The 15766-nt window shown below is 72.1% G+C and carries 9 protein-coding genes and 2 pseudogenes; 6 read left to right on the top strand and 5 right to left on the bottom strand.

Annotated elements, in window-relative coordinates:
• Positions 1 to 94 precede the first annotated feature (94 nt).
• Entirely contained in the window at positions 95 to 2959 is a 2865-nt protein-coding gene (locus Q2K21_RS33440) for an FAD-binding and (Fe-S)-binding domain-containing protein (RefSeq protein WP_386275903.1), read from the top strand.
• Between the two features lie 191 nt (positions 2960 to 3150).
• Positions 3151 to 4275, top strand: a complete 1125-nt coding sequence (locus Q2K21_RS33435) for a lipid II:glycine glycyltransferase FemX (RefSeq protein WP_310779086.1) — start codon at positions 3151 to 3153, stop codon at positions 4273 to 4275.
• Between the two features lie 112 nt (positions 4276 to 4387).
• On the opposite strand, the gene Q2K21_RS33430 is transcribed toward Q2K21_RS33435, so the two are convergent.
• From Q2K21_RS33430 to Q2K21_RS33410, 5 genes and pseudogenes are all read right to left on the bottom strand, one after another.
• The gene (locus Q2K21_RS33430) at positions 4388 to 5476 is read right to left on the bottom strand and encodes an MBL fold metallo-hydrolase (RefSeq protein WP_310779083.1); all 1089 of its coding nucleotides are present in this window, start codon (positions 5474 to 5476) and stop codon (positions 4388 to 4390) included.
• Between the two features lie 248 nt (positions 5477 to 5724).
• Complete coding sequence (locus Q2K21_RS33425) at positions 5725 to 6681, bottom strand: EamA family transporter (RefSeq protein ID WP_310779080.1); 957 nt, start codon at positions 6679 to 6681, stop codon at positions 5725 to 5727.
• Positions 6682 to 6804: 123 nt separating this feature from the next.
• A pseudogene (locus tag Q2K21_RS33420) lies at positions 6805 to 7554 on the bottom strand (ATP-binding cassette domain-containing protein); the annotation flags it as partial.
• A 60-nt stretch (positions 7555 to 7614) separates the two neighbouring features.
• A complete protein-coding gene (locus tag Q2K21_RS33415) occupies positions 7615 to 8868 on the bottom strand; it encodes an RNA-guided endonuclease InsQ/TnpB family protein (protein WP_310779078.1) in 1254 nt (417 codons plus the stop codon).
• 148 nt (positions 8869 to 9016) lie between these two features.
• Positions 9017 to 9549: pseudogene (locus Q2K21_RS33410) on the bottom strand (ATP-binding cassette domain-containing protein); the annotation flags it as partial.
• A 136-nt stretch (positions 9550 to 9685) separates the two neighbouring features.
• Here Q2K21_RS33410 and Q2K21_RS33405 point away from each other — a divergent pair.
• Genes Q2K21_RS33405 through Q2K21_RS33390 form a run of 4 tightly spaced genes read left to right on the top strand, consistent with a single transcriptional unit; the run spans position 9686 to position 15694 of the window.
• Positions 9686 to 10480 carry a TIGR03084 family metal-binding protein gene (locus tag Q2K21_RS33405; protein WP_310779076.1) on the top strand — a complete coding sequence of 265 codons (795 nt, stop codon included), beginning with the start codon at positions 9686 to 9688 and terminating at the stop codon, positions 10478 to 10480.
• Complete coding sequence (locus tag Q2K21_RS33400) at positions 10477 to 12207, top strand: acyclic terpene utilization AtuA family protein (protein ID WP_310779073.1); 1731 nt, start codon at positions 10477 to 10479, stop codon at positions 12205 to 12207. The genes Q2K21_RS33405 and Q2K21_RS33400 overlap by 4 nt, the downstream gene beginning before the upstream one ends.
• Positions 12204 to 13802, top strand: a complete 1599-nt coding sequence (locus Q2K21_RS33395) for an acyl-CoA carboxylase subunit beta (protein ID WP_310779070.1) — start codon at positions 12204 to 12206, stop codon at positions 13800 to 13802. The genes Q2K21_RS33400 and Q2K21_RS33395 overlap by 4 nt, the downstream gene beginning before the upstream one ends.
• A 47-nt stretch (positions 13803 to 13849) precedes the next feature.
• Complete coding sequence (locus tag Q2K21_RS33390; RefSeq protein ID WP_310779067.1) at positions 13850 to 15694, top strand: ATP-binding protein; 1845 nt, start codon at positions 13850 to 13852, stop codon at positions 15692 to 15694.
• Positions 15695 to 15766 lie beyond the last annotated feature (72 nt).

The raw sequence follows: 15766 nt of genomic DNA, 5'->3' as shown, positions 1-15766 counted from the left end.
TCACCATCCCACCCTCATAAGAAAAGGATCTACGAGAAAGATCCGGTGTGCCCGGGGACGGTCACCTTCAGTGGCCGGATGCATCCTGGGACACATGACGGACCTTGGGGAACGGCGGCAGCGGGCGCCCGACGCGGACGTCGGCGCCCTGCGTGAGGGGCTGCGCGCGGCGGTGCGCGGCACGGTCGACTTCGGTACGACGGCGCGGGCACTGCACACCATGGACGCCTCCAACTACCGGCGGGTGCCGCTCGGCGTGGTGGCGCCGCGGGACGCGGACGACGTGGCGGCGGCGTTGAGCGTGTGCCGTGCGCACGGGGTGCCGGTCGTCGCCCGCGGTGGCGGGACGTCAATTGCCGGGCAGGCGACGGGCACGGGCGTGGTGCTCGACTTCACCCGGTACATGAACCGGATCCTGTCCCTGGACCCCGAGGCCCGCACGGCCGTGGTCCAGCCGGGTCTGGTCCTGGACCGCCTCCAGGAGGCCGCCGCCCCGCACGGCCTGCGCTTCGGCCCGGACCCCTCCACGCACGCCCGCTGCACCCTGGGCGGCATGATCGGCAACAACGCGTGCGGCTCCCACTCGGTGGCCTGGGGCACGACGGCGGACAGCGTGCGCGAGCTGTCGGTGCTCACCGCGCGGGGCGAGGCGCTGACCCTGGGCCGGGGCCGGCGGGGCGCTCCCGAGGGCCTGGACGCCCTGGTGGAGAGCGAGTTGGCGCTCCTGCGCACCGGCTTCCCCTTCCTGCCGCGCCGCATCTCCGGGTACGCGCTGGACGCGCTGCTCCCGGAGAAGGGCGCCGACGTGGCCCGCTCCTTCTGCGGCTCCGAGGGCACGCTGGGCGTCCTGACGGAGGCGGTCGTACGCCTGGTGGAGGCACCCCGCGCGCGTGCGCTCGCCGTGCTGGCGTACGCGGACGAGACCGCGGCGGCCCAGGCGGCGGCCGGACTGCTGCGGCACGGGCCGCTGACCGTCGAGGGCATGGCCGCCGACCTCGTACCGCCGTCGGCGGGGCTGCCGCGCGGCGGCGCCTGGCTGTTCGTGGAGGCGGGCGGCGCGAGCGAGGCGGAGGCACGCGCGCGTGCGGAGGCGATCGTCCGGGCGGCGGACGTCACGGACGCCGCGGTGGTCACCGACCCGGCCGGACAGCGGGCCCTGTGGCGGCTGCGTGAGGACGCGAGCGGCACGGCGACCCGGATGCCGGACGGGACCGAGGCCTGGCCGGGCTGGGAGGACTGCGCGGTGCCACCCGCCCGACTCGGCGACTACCTCCGGGACTTCAGGCGCCTGCTGGCCGACCACGGCCTGCGGGGTGCGCCCTACGGCCACTTCGGGGACGGCTGCATCCACGTCCGCATCGACTTCGACCTGCTGACCGAGGCGGGCATCGCCCGCTTCCGCCGCTTCTCCGGGGAGCTCGCGGAACTGGTCGTCTCCCACGGCGGCTCGCTCTCCGGGGAGCACGGCGACGGCCAGGCACGGGCGGAACTGCTGCCGAAGATGTACGGGCCGGAGCTGGTCGCCCTCTTCGAGCGCGTCAAGGACGTCTGGGACCCGGACGACCTGCTCAACCCCGGCATGCTGGTACGACCGGCGCGGCTGGACGAGAACCTGCGGTTCGCGGTGCTGCCCCGCAAGCCGGTGGACGTCGCCTTCGGCTACCCGGCGGACGGCGGCGACTTCTCGGCGGCGGTGCGGCGGTGCGTGGGCGTCGCCAAGTGCCGTACGACGACGGTGTCCGGCTCCTCGGTGATGTGCCCCTCGTTCCGGGCGACCGGCGAGGAGGAGCACTCCACGCGCGGGCGGGCCCGGCTGTTGCACGAGATGCTGGCGGGCGAGGTGGTCACCGACGGCTGGCGCTCGACGGAGGTACGGGACGCGCTGGATTTGTGCCTGTCCTGCAAGGGCTGCCGCACGGACTGCCCGGTGGGCGTCGACATGGCCACGTACAAGGCGGAGTTCCTGCACCACCACTACGCGGGGCGGCGCAGACCGGCCGCGCACTACACGATGGGGTGGCTGCCCGTGTGGCTGCGGGCTGTCGCACGCACCCGCACGGCTCCGGTGGTCAACGCGCTCGCCGCCGTGGGGCCGCTGGCGGCGCTCGGCAAGCGGCTGGGCGGCATCGCGCCCGAGCGGGAGATCCCGAGCCTGGCGGGGGAGACGTTCAGCAGGTGGTGGAGAAGGGAATCCGGTCGGCGGCTCCGTGGCGGCCCCCGGGTCGTCCTCTGGCCGGACACCTTCACGGAGCACCTGTCGCCGTCCGTGGGAAAGGCTGCCGTAAGGGTGCTGGAGGCGGCGGGGCTGACGGTGGTGCTGCCGCCGACGGCACGGCCGAAGGCACCCCTTCGCGGCCGGGTCTGCTGCGGCCTGACCTACGTCTCCACGGGCCAGCTGGACCGCGCCCGCACCGTCATGCGCCGCACGCTCGACCTGATGGAACCGGTACTGGAAGCAGGCGCCCCGGTGGTCGTCCTGGAACCGAGCTGCGCCGCCGCGCTCCGCACGGACCTGCCGGAGCTGCTGCACGACGACCCGCGCGCCGGGCGCCTGGCGGCGGCGGTGGTGACGTTCGCGGAGGCCCTGGAGCGGCACGCCCCGGACTGGACGCCGCCGCGGGTGGACCGCCCGGCGGTCGGCCAGACCCACTGCCACCAGCACGCGGTCCTGGGTGAGGCGGCCGACCGCCGGCTGCGCGCGGCGGCGGGCCTGACCGGGGAACTGACCGGCGGCTGCTGCGGTCTCGCGGGCGACTTCGGCTTCGAGAGGGGCCACTACGAGGTGTCGAGGGCATGCGCGGAGGACCAGCTGCTCCCGGCGGTGCGTTCGGCGCCGGAGGACGCGGTCGTCCTGGCGGACGGCTTCTCCTGCCGCACCCAGCTGGAGCAGCTGGCGGGCGTCGGAGCGCGGCACCTCGCGGAGGTACTGGCGGAAGGGCTGGAAAGGGCCAAGGAGTGACGACCAACGCGGTGAACTCCGCGCGGGCGACGTGGAGGCACCGGAGCTCCTCGGAAGGATGAAGGGGCGGGGCCCATCGGGCCCTCGCCCTGGGCGGTGACCGCGACATCCCGGCGCCGGGAGCCGATCCCGGTCCGGCCGGCGTCCGTACCAGCGTCCACGTGCCACCCACACCCCCGGGAGCCCCACGCATGACCCTCCGCCTCCGCCCGGTCTCCCGGGAAGAACACCTGGCGTTCATCGCGTCGCGCCCGTCGGCCAGCCATATGCAGGTGCCCTCGTGGGGCGAGGTGAAGCCGGACTGGCGGGCGGAGAGCCTGGGCTGGTTCGAGGAGGGCGGAGACCGGCCGGCCGGGGTGGGACTGGTCCTGTTCCGTCCGCTGCCGAAGCTCAAGCGGTATCTGGCGTATCTGCCCGAGGGCCCGGTGATCGACTGGCACGCGCCGGACCTCGACCGGTGGCTGGCGCCGCTGCTCGCGTACCTCAAGAGCCGCGGCGCGTTCTCGGTGAAGATGGGCCCGCCCGTGGTCGTACGCCGCTGGAGCGCGGACGCCGTCAAGGCGGCGATCGCGGACCCGGGAGCCCGGCGGCTGGGGGACGTCCCGGCGACCGAGCACGAGCCGGGCGCGGACGGGATCGCGGACCGGCTGCGCCGCATGGGCTGGCAGCAGAGCGAACCGGGCGGCGAGGACGGCTTCGCCGCCGGTCAGCCCCGGTACGTCTTCCAGGTGCCGCTCGCGGGACGGACACTGGACGACATCCAGCGCGGTCTCAACCAGCAGTGGCGCCGCAACGTGAAGAAGGCCGAGAAGGCGGGCGTGAAGGTGGTCCAGGGCGGCTACGACGACCTCCCGGCCTTCTACACCCTTTACACGGAGACCGCCGCACGCGACCGCTTCATCCCGCGCCCCCTGCCGTACTTCCAGCGGATGTGGACCGCGCTGACGGCGGAGGACCCGGACCGCATGCGGCTCTACCTCGCCCACCACGACGGCGAGGTCCTGGCCGCCGCGACGATGCTGACGGTCGGTACGCACGTCTGGTACTCGTACGGCGCCTCCACCGGCCGCAGACGCGAGGTCCAGCCGAACAACGCGATCCAGTGGCGCATGCTGACCGACGCCCACGCCATGGGCGCCGCCGTCTACGACCTGCGCGGCATCACCGACACCCTGGAGGACACCAATCACCTCCTCGGCCTGCTCCGCTTCAAGGTCGGCACGGGCGGACACGCGGTGGAGTACCTGGGAGAGTGGGACTTCCCGCTCAACCGCCTGCTGCACAAGGCACTGGAGCTGTACATGTCGCGCCGGTGAGGGTCGCCCAGCCAGTGGCTCGTCTCGCATCGTTTGACGGGTTCGAGGCCCCGCCCGCGCGCCGGTGGGCCGGTCCGTCCTCGCGACGGACCGGCCCACCGGGTCGTGGTGGTTACGGACGGATGCTGAAGGGTCCAAGGATCCCGGCGTCGATGCGCAGCGACTCCAGCATGGTGAAGGCGTTGTCCACGGTGTAGACATCAGCGGCGGCCAGGGTGCCGGTGTACTTGGCGACGACCGGGCGCGCCGCCTCTTCGGCAACCGCGTCGAGGTAGGTCTTGAAGATGGCCCAGGAGTTTCCGGAAGGCCCGTACTTCTGGAAGTACGGCGTGGGGTCCAGCGATGTCATGGCCTTGCGGGTGCTGGTCTCCAGGTCTGCGATGTACTCCTTCTGGATTTGGCCGTCGGCGCGGACGCCCAGGCGCCCGAGGTGACCGCCGACGAGGGTGGTCCACGGGTAGTCCATGGCCACGTCATGGGCCTTGATCCAGGCCGGGATGTCCTGCGACACCGCGAGGCTCTTGAACGGCACCCAGCCGGGGTAGAGCACGTCCACGACCATCAGCGTCGCGTAGTCCGGGGCGTAGATGAAGATGTTGTCCGGCGAGTGGTTCGGGCCGTGGTAGGCGAGCTCGAGACGCTCACCGCCCACCTTCAGCACATAGCGGTTGTCGAAGGTCTCGGTGGGCGCCGGACGGTTGGGGTCGGCGTCGATGCGCAGCAGCCGACGGGTCTCGCTGTGGCCGATGCGTACCACGTCCTTGCCGAAGAGGGACGCGGCGCCGATGTGGTCGGCGTGCGAGTGGGAGTAGACCAGATGGGTCACCTTCCCGGGCATGCCATTGGCTTGGGTCACCTTGTCGATGGCGCGCAGCAGGTTGTGCCCGATGGTGGGCGGCGCGTCGACGAGCACGACGCCGTCCTGCGTGGTCAGGAACATGGCCTGGTAGTAGGAATCGGTGACCCAGTAGAGGTTGCCCTTGATCTGGCCGACGAAATAGCCGTCCTCGTTGAGCCCGGGCCCGACCGATGCCGAGGGGATGGGCGCGTAATCGGGGAGCACTGGGGACCCGTCAGCGAAGGCGGTGCCGGGGAGGCCGCTGCCCAGCAGCGTGGCGGTGGCAGGCACCGCAGCGGCGACCGCGGCGCGCTTGAGGAAGGTGCGACGTTTCGAAGCGGCCGGTTCTGTGGGGTGTGTCATGGGATGTCCATTCCGAGGGGGCAGATCTGGATCGATCGATAAACTATTTGGTTGAACGGTAAACCACAAGCCCCGAGATGGAGAACAGCGACCGGTGGCTGCCTTGCCGCCGGCAAGGCGAGTACCGCCGCCGGCACCCCGGGCCGAACGGGTCATCGCCTTGCTCGTCGCCCACGGCGGCCGCAGAGCAAGGAAGGGCGCCCGGCCGACAGCCAGACGCCCTGCACCGAGATTTTCAGTGACCCCAGCTAGCCCTCCGGCTCCGCCACCCTCGCCCGGCCCTGCCCCACCTGGGTCCGTACCGCTCCCATGCTCGCGGCGATGACCAGGGCGATCGCGAGCGCCTGGAGCGGAGTCAGGGACTGACCGAGGATTAGGAAGCCCGCGGTCCCGGCGATCGCCGGCTCCAGGCTCATCAGGATCGCGAAGGTGGAGGCGGGCAGGCGGCGCAGGGCGAGGAGTTCCAGGGTGTAGGGGAGTACCGAGGAGAGCATCGCCACGGCCGCGCCCAGCCCGACCGTCGTGGGTACGAGCAGCTTCGTGCCCGACTCGGCGATCCCCAGCGGCACGAACAGCACCGCCGCGACCGCCATCGCCAGCGCGAGCCCGTCGGCCTGCGGGAAGCGCCGTCCCGTACGGGCGCTGAAGACGATGTACGCCGCCCACATCGCGCCCGCGCCCAGCGCGAAGGCGACGCCCGCCGGGTCCAGGTCGCCGAAGCCTCCGCCGCCCAGCAGGAAGACGCCGGCCAGGGCGAGGCCCGCCCAGATCAGGTTCACCGCGCGGCGGGAGGCGAGGACGGAGAGGGTCAGCGGGCCGAGGACCTCCAGGGTGACCGCGGGGCCCAGCGGAATGCGGGCCACGGCCTGGTAGAAGAGGCCGTTCATCGCGCCCATGGTGATGCCGAAGGCGACGACCGTGCCCCAGTCGGCGCGCGAGTGCCCGCGCAGCCGGGGACGGCAGACCAGGAGCAGGACGACGGCCGCCGCGACGAGCCGCAGCGTCACCACGCCGAGCGCGCCGGCCCGAGGCATCAGGCTCACCGCGAGGGCCCCGCCGAACTGCACGGAGACACCTCCCGCGAGCACCAGTCCCACGGGACCGAGAGAACCCCCGCGGCGCTCCCCGCCGGGCGCTGCGGTCGCGGGGTCCGGCGCGGACGCGACCGGGGCCGGGGTGGAGGGGGTGGTGCTCGGGGTGTTCACGGGGCCGTCCAGGGGGCTCAACTCAACGTTTGTTCAGCATGGTGTACCTGACAGTCCAGGGTAATGGACTCAGTCAGGTGTGTGAACCCTTGATGCGCCTGTACTGGTGATGACGGGGTGTGATCAGCCGCCGTGCCAGGGACTCTCGTCGCGGAAGAGCGGGCGGCCGTCGGGGAGGTGGTCGGGGACGGCGTTGTACGCGTCGGTATATGGGGCGGTCGTGTACTCGACGTCGGCGTATCCGTCGGTCGTGTACTCGACGTCGGTGTATGCGTCGGCCGTGTGCGCGAACGGGAAGTCCTGGGGATGCGAGGACGCGTACGGGTCGGGGAACCAGCCGCCCTGGTGGCCCGAGGGAACACCGCCGGGGGCGGCGGCCGCGTACCCCGTGGGGTCGCCGCCGACGGGCTGCTGTCCCGCCGGAACCCCGCCCGCGTACTCCATCGGGACCGCCACGGGTGCCGCACCCACGGCCCCCGCCGACGCCGCGCCCGTCTGGACGAACAGCGGCAGCCGCAGCTCTCCCGTGTCCATGATCGCGTTGTTCTGTGACCGGTGCAGTCGGGAGTACGCCCCGCCCCTGGCCAGCAGTTCGTCGTGGCGGCCCGTCTCCACGATGTGGCCCTGGTCCACGACGAGGATGCGGTCGGCGTCGGGCGCCAGGTTCAGATCGTGCGTGATCATGATCGTGGTACGGCCGGTCGTCAGGCGCCGCAGCGGTCTGACGACCCGGCGCGCGGCCATCGCGTCCAGGCCGGTCGTCGGCTCGTCCAGGACGAGGACCGGCGCGTCGCGCAGGATGGCGCGGGCGATCGCCAGCCGCTGCATCTGGCCACCGGACAGCCGGGCCGAGTTGGGGTCGATCCGGGTGTCTTGACTTGCTCTCCCTCCTGAAGGAGGGAGACTCTGGCCTGCTCGCTCGGTGCTGTGCCGCTACGCGGCACGGGCATCGGGCGGGCTTCCGTGGCTTCCTGTTTCTTCGCGCTGTGCCAGAACGGGTTCTGGTCTTACCGGCGCTCCGCAGGCTGTCACCGCCAGTCCGGCGGCCTTGATGTTCTTCGCGGCGTTGTGGTCCCGGTCGTGGAGGGTGCCGCAGGCCGTGCAGGTCCATTCCCGCACGTCGAGGTGTTTGGGACCATCGCGGTGGCCGCAGGTGGAGCACACCTGGCTGGTGGGCTCGAACCGGCCGACCTTCACGAAGGTCCGGCCGTACCGCTTCGCCTTGTACTCCAGCATGCCCACGAACCGGGACCAGCCCGCATCATGCACACTCTTGGCCAACCGGGTGCGCGCCAATCCCTGGACCGCCAGATCCTCCACCGCGACCGCTTGGCTCTCGCGGATCAGCCTGGTGGAGAGCTGGTGGTGGAACTCGCGGCGCGCGTCAGCTACCTGCGCGTGGGCGCGGGCGACTTTCAGCCGGGCCTTTTCCCGGTTCCTGGATCCCTTCTGCTTGCGGGACAGCTCCCGCTGGGCCTTCTTCAGTTTCTTCTCGGCGCGGCGCAAAAACCGCGGGGAGTCGATCTTCGTGCCGTCGGACAGGACGGCGATGGGGGTCCCCCCGGACGGAGTCTGGGGGAGGGTCAGGCCCAGGTCGATACCGAGGGCACTGCCGGGGTCCGGCTCGCTGAAGCGGGTCCGGTCCTGCTCCGGGTCGGTGTCGATGACGAAGGAGGCGAAGTATCGCCCGGCCGCGTCCTTGATCACCGTGACGCTGGAGGGGATGGCGGGCAGCGTGCGCGACCAGCGCACTTTCACCTCGCCGATCTTCGGCAGCAACAGCCTCCCGGCCTCGGTGATCTTCCAGCGCGCGTTCGCGGTGAACCGGACCGCCTGCCTTTCGTCCTTGCGGGACTTGAAGCGGGGCACCCCTACCCGCGCTCCTTTCCGGGCTCCCTTCAGGGAGGCGAAGAAGTGCCGGTAGGCGCTCTCCGCATCCCGCAGCGACTGCTGCAGCACCACCGCCGACACCTCGCCCAGCCAGTGCCGCTCACGGGTCCTCTTCGCCTCGGTGACCAGCGTCCTCGACAGCACCGCCGCCGTGGGGAACGCCTCCCCCGCCGCCCGCGCCCGCTCCCGCGCCGCGATCGCGTCGTTGTACACCACCCGCGCGCACCCGAACGCCCTCGCCAGCGCGCTGCGCTGACCCGGCGTCGGGTCGAGACGGAAGGCATACCGAAGCTGCATGAACCGGACGCTAACACCAGTCACCGACAGCCCGGGACGGATCAGCCGAATCCAGCTCCGCTGGAACGATTCGGCGACGCTCCGCGTCGCCGCGTCCAGATTCGCTTCACCACCGGCGTGAACGCCGGTGCACTGCGAATGAATCCCGGTAGCCGTCGGGCAGCTTCATGATGAAGTCGTGCGCGTCGGCCGCCTGCGCCGCCTCGACGATCGCCTGGTCGCTCGCCACTCGCGCAGCCGGGCCAGCGGGAAGTCGCCGATCGGGGTGCCGTCGAGATGGACCGAGCCGGAGTCGGGGTCGTAGAAGCGCAGCAGCATCTTGGAGACCGTGGACTTGCCCGCGCCGCTCGGCCCGGTGATGATCACCAACTCGCCGGGGCTGACGGCGAAGGACAGGCCCTCCAGCGCCGCCTTGTCCGCGCCCGGGTAGCGGAAGGAGACATCCCGCACCTCCACGGCACCGCCGGGCCGGCCGGCCGGAGCCTGGGAGGAGCGACCCGGGTCGCTCACCGAGGGCTTCACGTCCAGAATCTCGATCAGCCGCTCGGCGCCCGCCGTCGCCGCCGTGACCGTGAGCCCGAGCTGGGCGAGGCCGCGTACGGGCGGGTACAGATAGCCGAGGAAGGCGGCGAAGGCGAGGAGCTGACCGAGGGTCATGCGGCCGGTGGAGATCTCCCACGAACGGGCCGGGCGGACATGACGGTCTGGGGGCCCGGGCGTATCGACCCGCAGGGTGGTGCGCGCGGGCACGTGGCCATACCGAAATTTCCATGCAAGCACGCTTGCTTGTTTCTGCCCCCGCTGACATCCTCGCCCCATGGCCGACCCGACGCCCGTGTTCGAAGACCTGCGTGAGGAAAGCGAAGAACTCGACCGGCTCGTCGCCGAGTTGAGCCCGGAGGAGTGGTCCCTCGCCACCCCCGCCCCCGCTTGGAGCATCGCGCACCAGATCGCGCACCTCGCCTGGACCGACCGCTCGGCCCTGCTGGCGGTGACCGATGCGGACGCGTTCCGCGGGCTCGTCGAGAAGGCGTTGGCCGCTCCCGCGTCCTTCGTGGACGAAGGGGCGGAGGAAGGTGCCCGACTCCCGCCCGACGAACTGCTGGCGCGATGGCGGGACGGACGTGCCGCGCTCGCCACGGCCCTGCGTGCGGCTCCGCCCGGCGTCCGCTTCCCCTGGTACGGCCCGCCCATGTCGGCCGCCTCCATGGCCACCGGCCGACTGATGGAGACCTGGGCCCACGGCCAGGACGTCGCGGACGCGCTCGGTGTGGTGCGCGCACCTACCGGCCGGCTGCGGCATGTGGCCCGCATCGGGGTGCGGGCGCGTGACTTCGCCTTCGGTGTGCACGGTCTGCCGGCCCCCGCCGGTGAGTTCCGCGTCGAACTCACCACTCCGTCCGGCGACCTGTGGACCTACGGCCCCGAAGACGCCCCCCAGCGCGTCACCGGCCCCGCCCTCGACTTCTGCCTCCTGGTCACACAGCGCGCCCACCGCGCCGACCTCGCCGTACGGGCGACCGGCCCCGACGCCGACCGCTGGCTCGACATCGCCCAGGCCTTCGCCGGTCCGCCCGGCGCCGGACGGGCGCCGAAGGGGGCCGCGCGGTGACGATCCTCCGCATCGGCAACGCCTCCGGCTTCTACGGCGACCGCTTCGACGCCCTGCGCGAGATGCTCACCGGCGGCCCCCTCGACGTCGTCACCGGCGACTACCTCGCCGAGCTGACGATGCTGATCCTCGGCCGCGACCGCCTCAAGAACCCGGCCGGAGGCTATGCGCGCACGTTCCTGGGGCAGTTGGAGGAGTGCCTGGGGCTCGCGCACGAGCGGGGCGTACGGGTCGTGGCCAACGCCGGCGGTCTCAACCCGGCCGGACTCGCCGACGCCGTACGCGAGTTGGCCGACCGCCTGGGAATCCCCGTACGCGTGGCCCATGTCGAGGGCGACGACCTCACCGCCTCCCTCCCCCCAGGTCTCGATCGCGCTCGACCAGGGGGGACCCCCATGGCCGCCCTCGCCGCCCACGCCTACCTCGGCGGCCAGGGCATCGCCACGTGCCTGCGCGAGGGGGCCGACGTCGTGGTCACCGGGCGCGTGACGGACGCCGCGCTCGTCACCGGACCCGCCGTCGCCCACTTCGGCTGGGGGCCCGAGGAGTACGACCGGCTGGCGGGCGCGGTGGTCGCCGGGCACCTCCTGGAGTGCGGGGCGCAGGCCACCGGCGGCAACTACGCCTTCTTCGCCGAACACCCGCCCGAGCTGCTGCGGCACCCGGGCTTCCCGCTCGCCGAACTCCACGAGGACGGCAGCAGCGTCATCACCAAGCACGACGGCACCGGCGGTGTCGTGGACATCGGCACGGTCACCGCGCAACTCCTGTACGAGACGGCCGGGGCCCGGTACGCCGGCCCGGACGTCACCGCGCGCCTCGACACGGTCCGGCTCACGCGGGAGGCGCCCGACCGGGTGCGGATCGAGGGCGTACGCGGGGAGGCGCCGCCCCCGACCCTCAAGGTCGGCCTCAACCGCCTCGGCGGCTTCCGCAACGAGGTCGCCTTCGTGCTGACCGGGCTCGACATCGAGGCCAAGGCGGCGCTGGTCCGGGCCCAGATGGAGGCGGCACTGGACGCGGCCAAGTCCCTCCCGGCGGAAGTGCGCTGGGATCTCGCCCGCACCGAGCACCCCGACGCCCCGACCGAGGAGACGGCGAGCGCGCTGCTGCGGCTCGTCGTCCGGGACCGGGACCCGGAGGTGGTGGGGCGGGCGCTGAGCGGGGCCGCGGTCGAACTGGCGCTCGCGAGTTACCCCGGATTCCATATGGTCGCGCCACCGGGGAAGGGCTCACCGTATGGAGTCTTCGAAGATGTCCACGTCCCCCATGGCGCCGTCGACCATGTGGCGGTCCTCCACGACGGACACCGGATCCCTATAGCCCCGGCCCACGACACGCTCGTACTCGACGACGTACCGGAGCCGCCCCTGCCCGAACCGCTGCCCGGGGGCCCCACCCGACGCGCCCCCCTCGGCCGGGTCGCCGGGGCCCGCAGCGGCGACAAGGGCGGGAACGCCAACGTCGGACTGTGGGTCCGCACGGACGAGGCCTGGCGCTGGCTCGCCCACACCCTCACCGTCGACCGCTTCCGCGAACTCCTCCCGGAGACGGCCGCCCTGCCCGTCGTACGCCACGTCCTGCCGAACCTGCGCGCCCTGAACTTCGTCGTCGAGGGGCTGCTGGGCGAGGGCGTTGCCGCCCAGCACCGCTTCGACCCGCAGGCCAAGGGCCTCGGCGAATGGCTGCGCGCCCGCCACCTGGAGATACCGGAGGCCCTCCTTTGACCGTCCTGTCCTCGGCCCTGGACACCCGCGGCCCCGACTACCTCGCCCACCGCGACGCCATGCTCGCCAAGCTCGCCGACCTCGACGCCGAGCACGCGAAGGCCCTCGCGGGCGGCGGCCCGAAGTACGTCGAACGGCACCGAGCGCGCGGGAAGCTCCTCGCCCGCGAGCGCATCGAGCTGCTCCTCGACCCGGACACGCCCTTCCTGGAACTGTCCCCGCTCGCCGCCTGGGGCAGCGACTACGCGGTGGGCGCCTCCCTCGTCACCGGCATCGGCGTCGTCGAGGGCGTCGAGTGTCTGATCACCGCGAACGACCCGACCGTGCGGGGCGGCGCCAGTAACCCGTGGAGCCTGAAGAAGGCCCTGCGCGCCAACGACATCGCGCTCGCCAACCGGCTGCCGTGCATCAGCCTGGTGGAGTCCGGGGGCGCCGATCTGCCCTCCCAGAAGGAGATCTTCATCCCCGGCGGCGCCATCTTCCGTGATCTGACCCGCCTGTCCGCCGCCGGAATCCCCACCGTTGCGGTCGTCTTCGGGAACTCGACGGCCGGCGGCGCGTACATCCCCGGCATGTCCGACCACGTGATCATGGTCAAGGAGCGCGCCAAGGTCTTCCTCGGCGGGCCGCCGCTGGTGAAGATGGCCACCGGCGAGGAGAGCGACGACGAGTCCCTGGGCGGCGCCGAGATGCACGCGCGCGTGTCGGGCCTCGCCGACCACTTCGCCGTCGACGAGCAGGACGCCCTGCGTCAGGCGCGACGCGTGGTCGCCCGCCTCAACCACCGCAAGGCGTACGCCGACCCGGGCCCGGCAGCCCCTCCCAAGTACGACGAGGAAGAACTCCTGGGAGTCGTGCCCGGCGACCTGAAGGTGCCCTTCGACCCGCGCGAGGTCATCGCCCGCATCGTCGACGCCTCCGACTTCGACGAGTTCAAGCCGCTGTACGGGACGAGCCTGTGCACCGGGTGGGCCACCCTGCACGGCTACCCGGTCGGGATCCTGGCCAACGCCCAGGGCGTGCTGTTCAGCGAGGAGTCCCAGAAGGCGGCCCAGTTCATCCAGCTCGCCAACCAGCGCGACATCCCGCTGCTCTTCCTGCACAACACCACCGGCTACATGGTCGGCAGGGAGTACGAGCAGGGCGGCATCATCAAGCACGGCGCGATGATGATCAACGCGGTGTCCAACAGCCGTGTCCCGCACCTGTCCGTGCTCATGGGCGCCTCCTACGGGGCCGGTCACTACGGCATGTGCGGGCGGGCGTACGACCCGCGCTTCCTGTTCGCCTGGCCCAGCGCCAAGTCGGCCGTCATGGGCCCGCAGCAGCTCGCCGGCGTCCTCTCGATCGTCGCCCGGCAGTCGGCGGCCGCGAAGGGACAGCCCTACGACGAGGACGCGGACGCCGCGCTGCGCGCCATGGTGGAGCAGCAGATCGAGTCCGAGTCCCTGCCGATGTTCCTGTCCGGGCGGCTGTACGACGACGGGGTCATCGACCCGCGCGACACCCGCACCGTCCTCGGCCTGTGCCTGTCCGCGATCCACACCGCGCCCTACGAGGGCGCGCGTGGCGGGTTCGGCGTCTTCCGGATGTGAGGCCCTGTGACTACTTCCGTGTCTTCGTCTTCCGGATGTGAGGCCCCGTGATTACTTCCGTTCTGGTGGCGAACCGCGGCGAGATCGCCTGCCGCATCTTCCGTACCTGCCGTGAGCTGGGCATCCGGACCGTGGCCGTGCACTCGGACCCCGACGAGAACGCGCTCCACGCGCGCGTGGCCGACGCGACGGTACGACTGCCGGGAGCGGCGCCCGCCGACACGTATCTGCGTGGCGACCTGATCGTGAAGGCGGCCCTCGCGGCCGACGCCGACGCCGTGCACCCCGGCTACGGCTTCCTGTCCGAGAACGCCGACTTCGCGCGCGCGGTGCAGGACGCGGGCCTGGTGTGGATCGGCCCGCCGCCGGAGGCGATCGAGGCGATGGCCTCCAAGACCCGAGCCAAGAAGCTGATGGGCCTGGAGTCGCCGGCCACGGTCACCGCCGACGACCTGCCGGTGCTGGTCAAGGCGGCGGCGGGAGGCGGCGGACGCGGCATGCGGATCGTACGGTCCCTGGACGCCCTGGACGCCGAACTGACGGCCGCGCGCGCGGAGGCGCTGAGCGCCTTCGGCGACGACGAGGTCTTCGTCGAGCCCTACGTGGAGGGCGGACGCCACGTCGAGGTGCAGGTCCTCGCCGACACACACGGCACGGTGTGGGCGCTGGGCACCCGGGACTGCTCCCTCCAGCGCCGGCACCAAAAGGTGATCGAGGAGGCCCCGGCACCCGGTCTGACGTCCGAACTCACCGAATCCTTGTGCGCGACGGCCCTACGGGCCGCCCGCGCCGTCGACTACGTCGGCGCGGGCACGGTGGAGTTCCTGGTCGCGGACGGGCGGGCGCACTTCCTGGAGATGAACACGCGGCTCCAGGTGGAGCATCCGGTCACGGAGGCGGTGTTCGGGATCGACCTGGTGGCGCTCCAGATCCGGGTCGCGGAGGGCGCGGCCCTCGAGAACGACCCTCCACACGCGCGTGGCCACGCGATCGAGGCCCGCCTCTACGCCGAGGACCCGGCGCGGGACTGGGCCCCGCAGACCGGCACACTGCACCGCCTCGCCATACCGGACGTGCGCCTGGACACGGGATACACGGACGGCGACGCGATCGGCGTCCACTACGACCCCATGCTCGCCAAGGCCGTCGCCCACGCCCCCACGCGCGCGGAGGCGATTCGCAAACTGGCGGGCGCCCTGGAGAGGTCCGAGATCCACGGCCCGGTGACGAACAGAGACCTGCTCGTCCGCTCCCTGCGCCACGAGGAGTTCACGACCGCCCGCATGGACACGGGCTTCTACGACCGCCACCTGCCCGACCTGACCGAGCCCGCCGCCGACCCGTACGCTCCCTTGGCCGCGGCGCTGGCGGACGCGCATGGCCGTTCGCGGTTCGGGGGTGGCTGGCGCAACCTGCCGTCACAGCCGCAGGTCAAGCGGTATCTCGTGGCGGGCGAGGAGCATGAGGTCGTCTACCGGCACACGCGTGGGGGCCTCGCTGCGGACGGGGTGCGGGTGGTGCACGCGGACGCGCGTCTCGTGGTCCTCGAAGTGGACGGCGTGCGACAGAAGTTCGAGGTCAGCAGGTATGGCGACAGGGTGTACGTCGGTGCGACGGCGCTGACAGCCCTGCCCCGCTTCCACGAGCCGACCGCCGACCACGCCCCTGGCTCACTGCTGGCGCCGATGCCGGGAACGGTCGTACGGATCGCCGACGGCTTGACCGCCGGAGCCGCCGTACAGGCCGGCCAGCCGTTGCTCTGGCTGGAGGCGATGAAGATGGAGCACAAGATCACCGCGCCCGCCGCAGGGACGCTGACGGCCCTCCACGTCGCCCCTGGCCGGCAGGTCGAGGTCGGGGCCCTCTTGGCAGTGGTTCAAAGCCCCGAGTAGTGACGCGCCCCTTAAGGGGCGCGGGACTGTATCGATATGCGGCTCTGCCGCGTGAGCGCGATCAACCACGAC

Origin of the sequence: Streptomyces sp. CGMCC 4.7035, from assembly GCF_031583065.1 — a bacterium.
Taxonomy (GTDB): Bacteria; Actinomycetota; Actinomycetes; order Streptomycetales; family Streptomycetaceae; genus Streptomyces; species Streptomyces yaanensis.
This window is presented reverse-complemented; position numbering and strand designations above follow the sequence as displayed.

Bases quoted from the DNA above. Each gene is read 5' to 3' on its own strand.
- Q2K21_RS33440 (WP_386275903.1), top strand. From the start codon at position 95: ATGACGGACCTTGGGGAACGGCGGCAGCGGGCGCCCGACGCGGACGTC.
- Q2K21_RS33435 (WP_310779086.1), top strand. From the start codon at position 3,151: ATGACCCTCCGCCTCCGCCCGGTCTCCCGGGAAGAACACCTGGCGTTC.
- Q2K21_RS33430 (WP_310779083.1), bottom strand. From the start codon at position 5,476: ATGACACACCCCACAGAACCGGCCGCTTCGAAACGTCGCACCTTCCTC.
- Q2K21_RS33415 (WP_310779078.1), bottom strand. From the start codon at position 8,868: ATGCAGCTTCGGTATGCCTTCCGTCTCGACCCGACGCCGGGTCAGCGC.
- Q2K21_RS33405 (WP_310779076.1), top strand. From the start codon at position 9,686: ATGGCCGACCCGACGCCCGTGTTCGAAGACCTGCGTGAGGAAAGCGAA.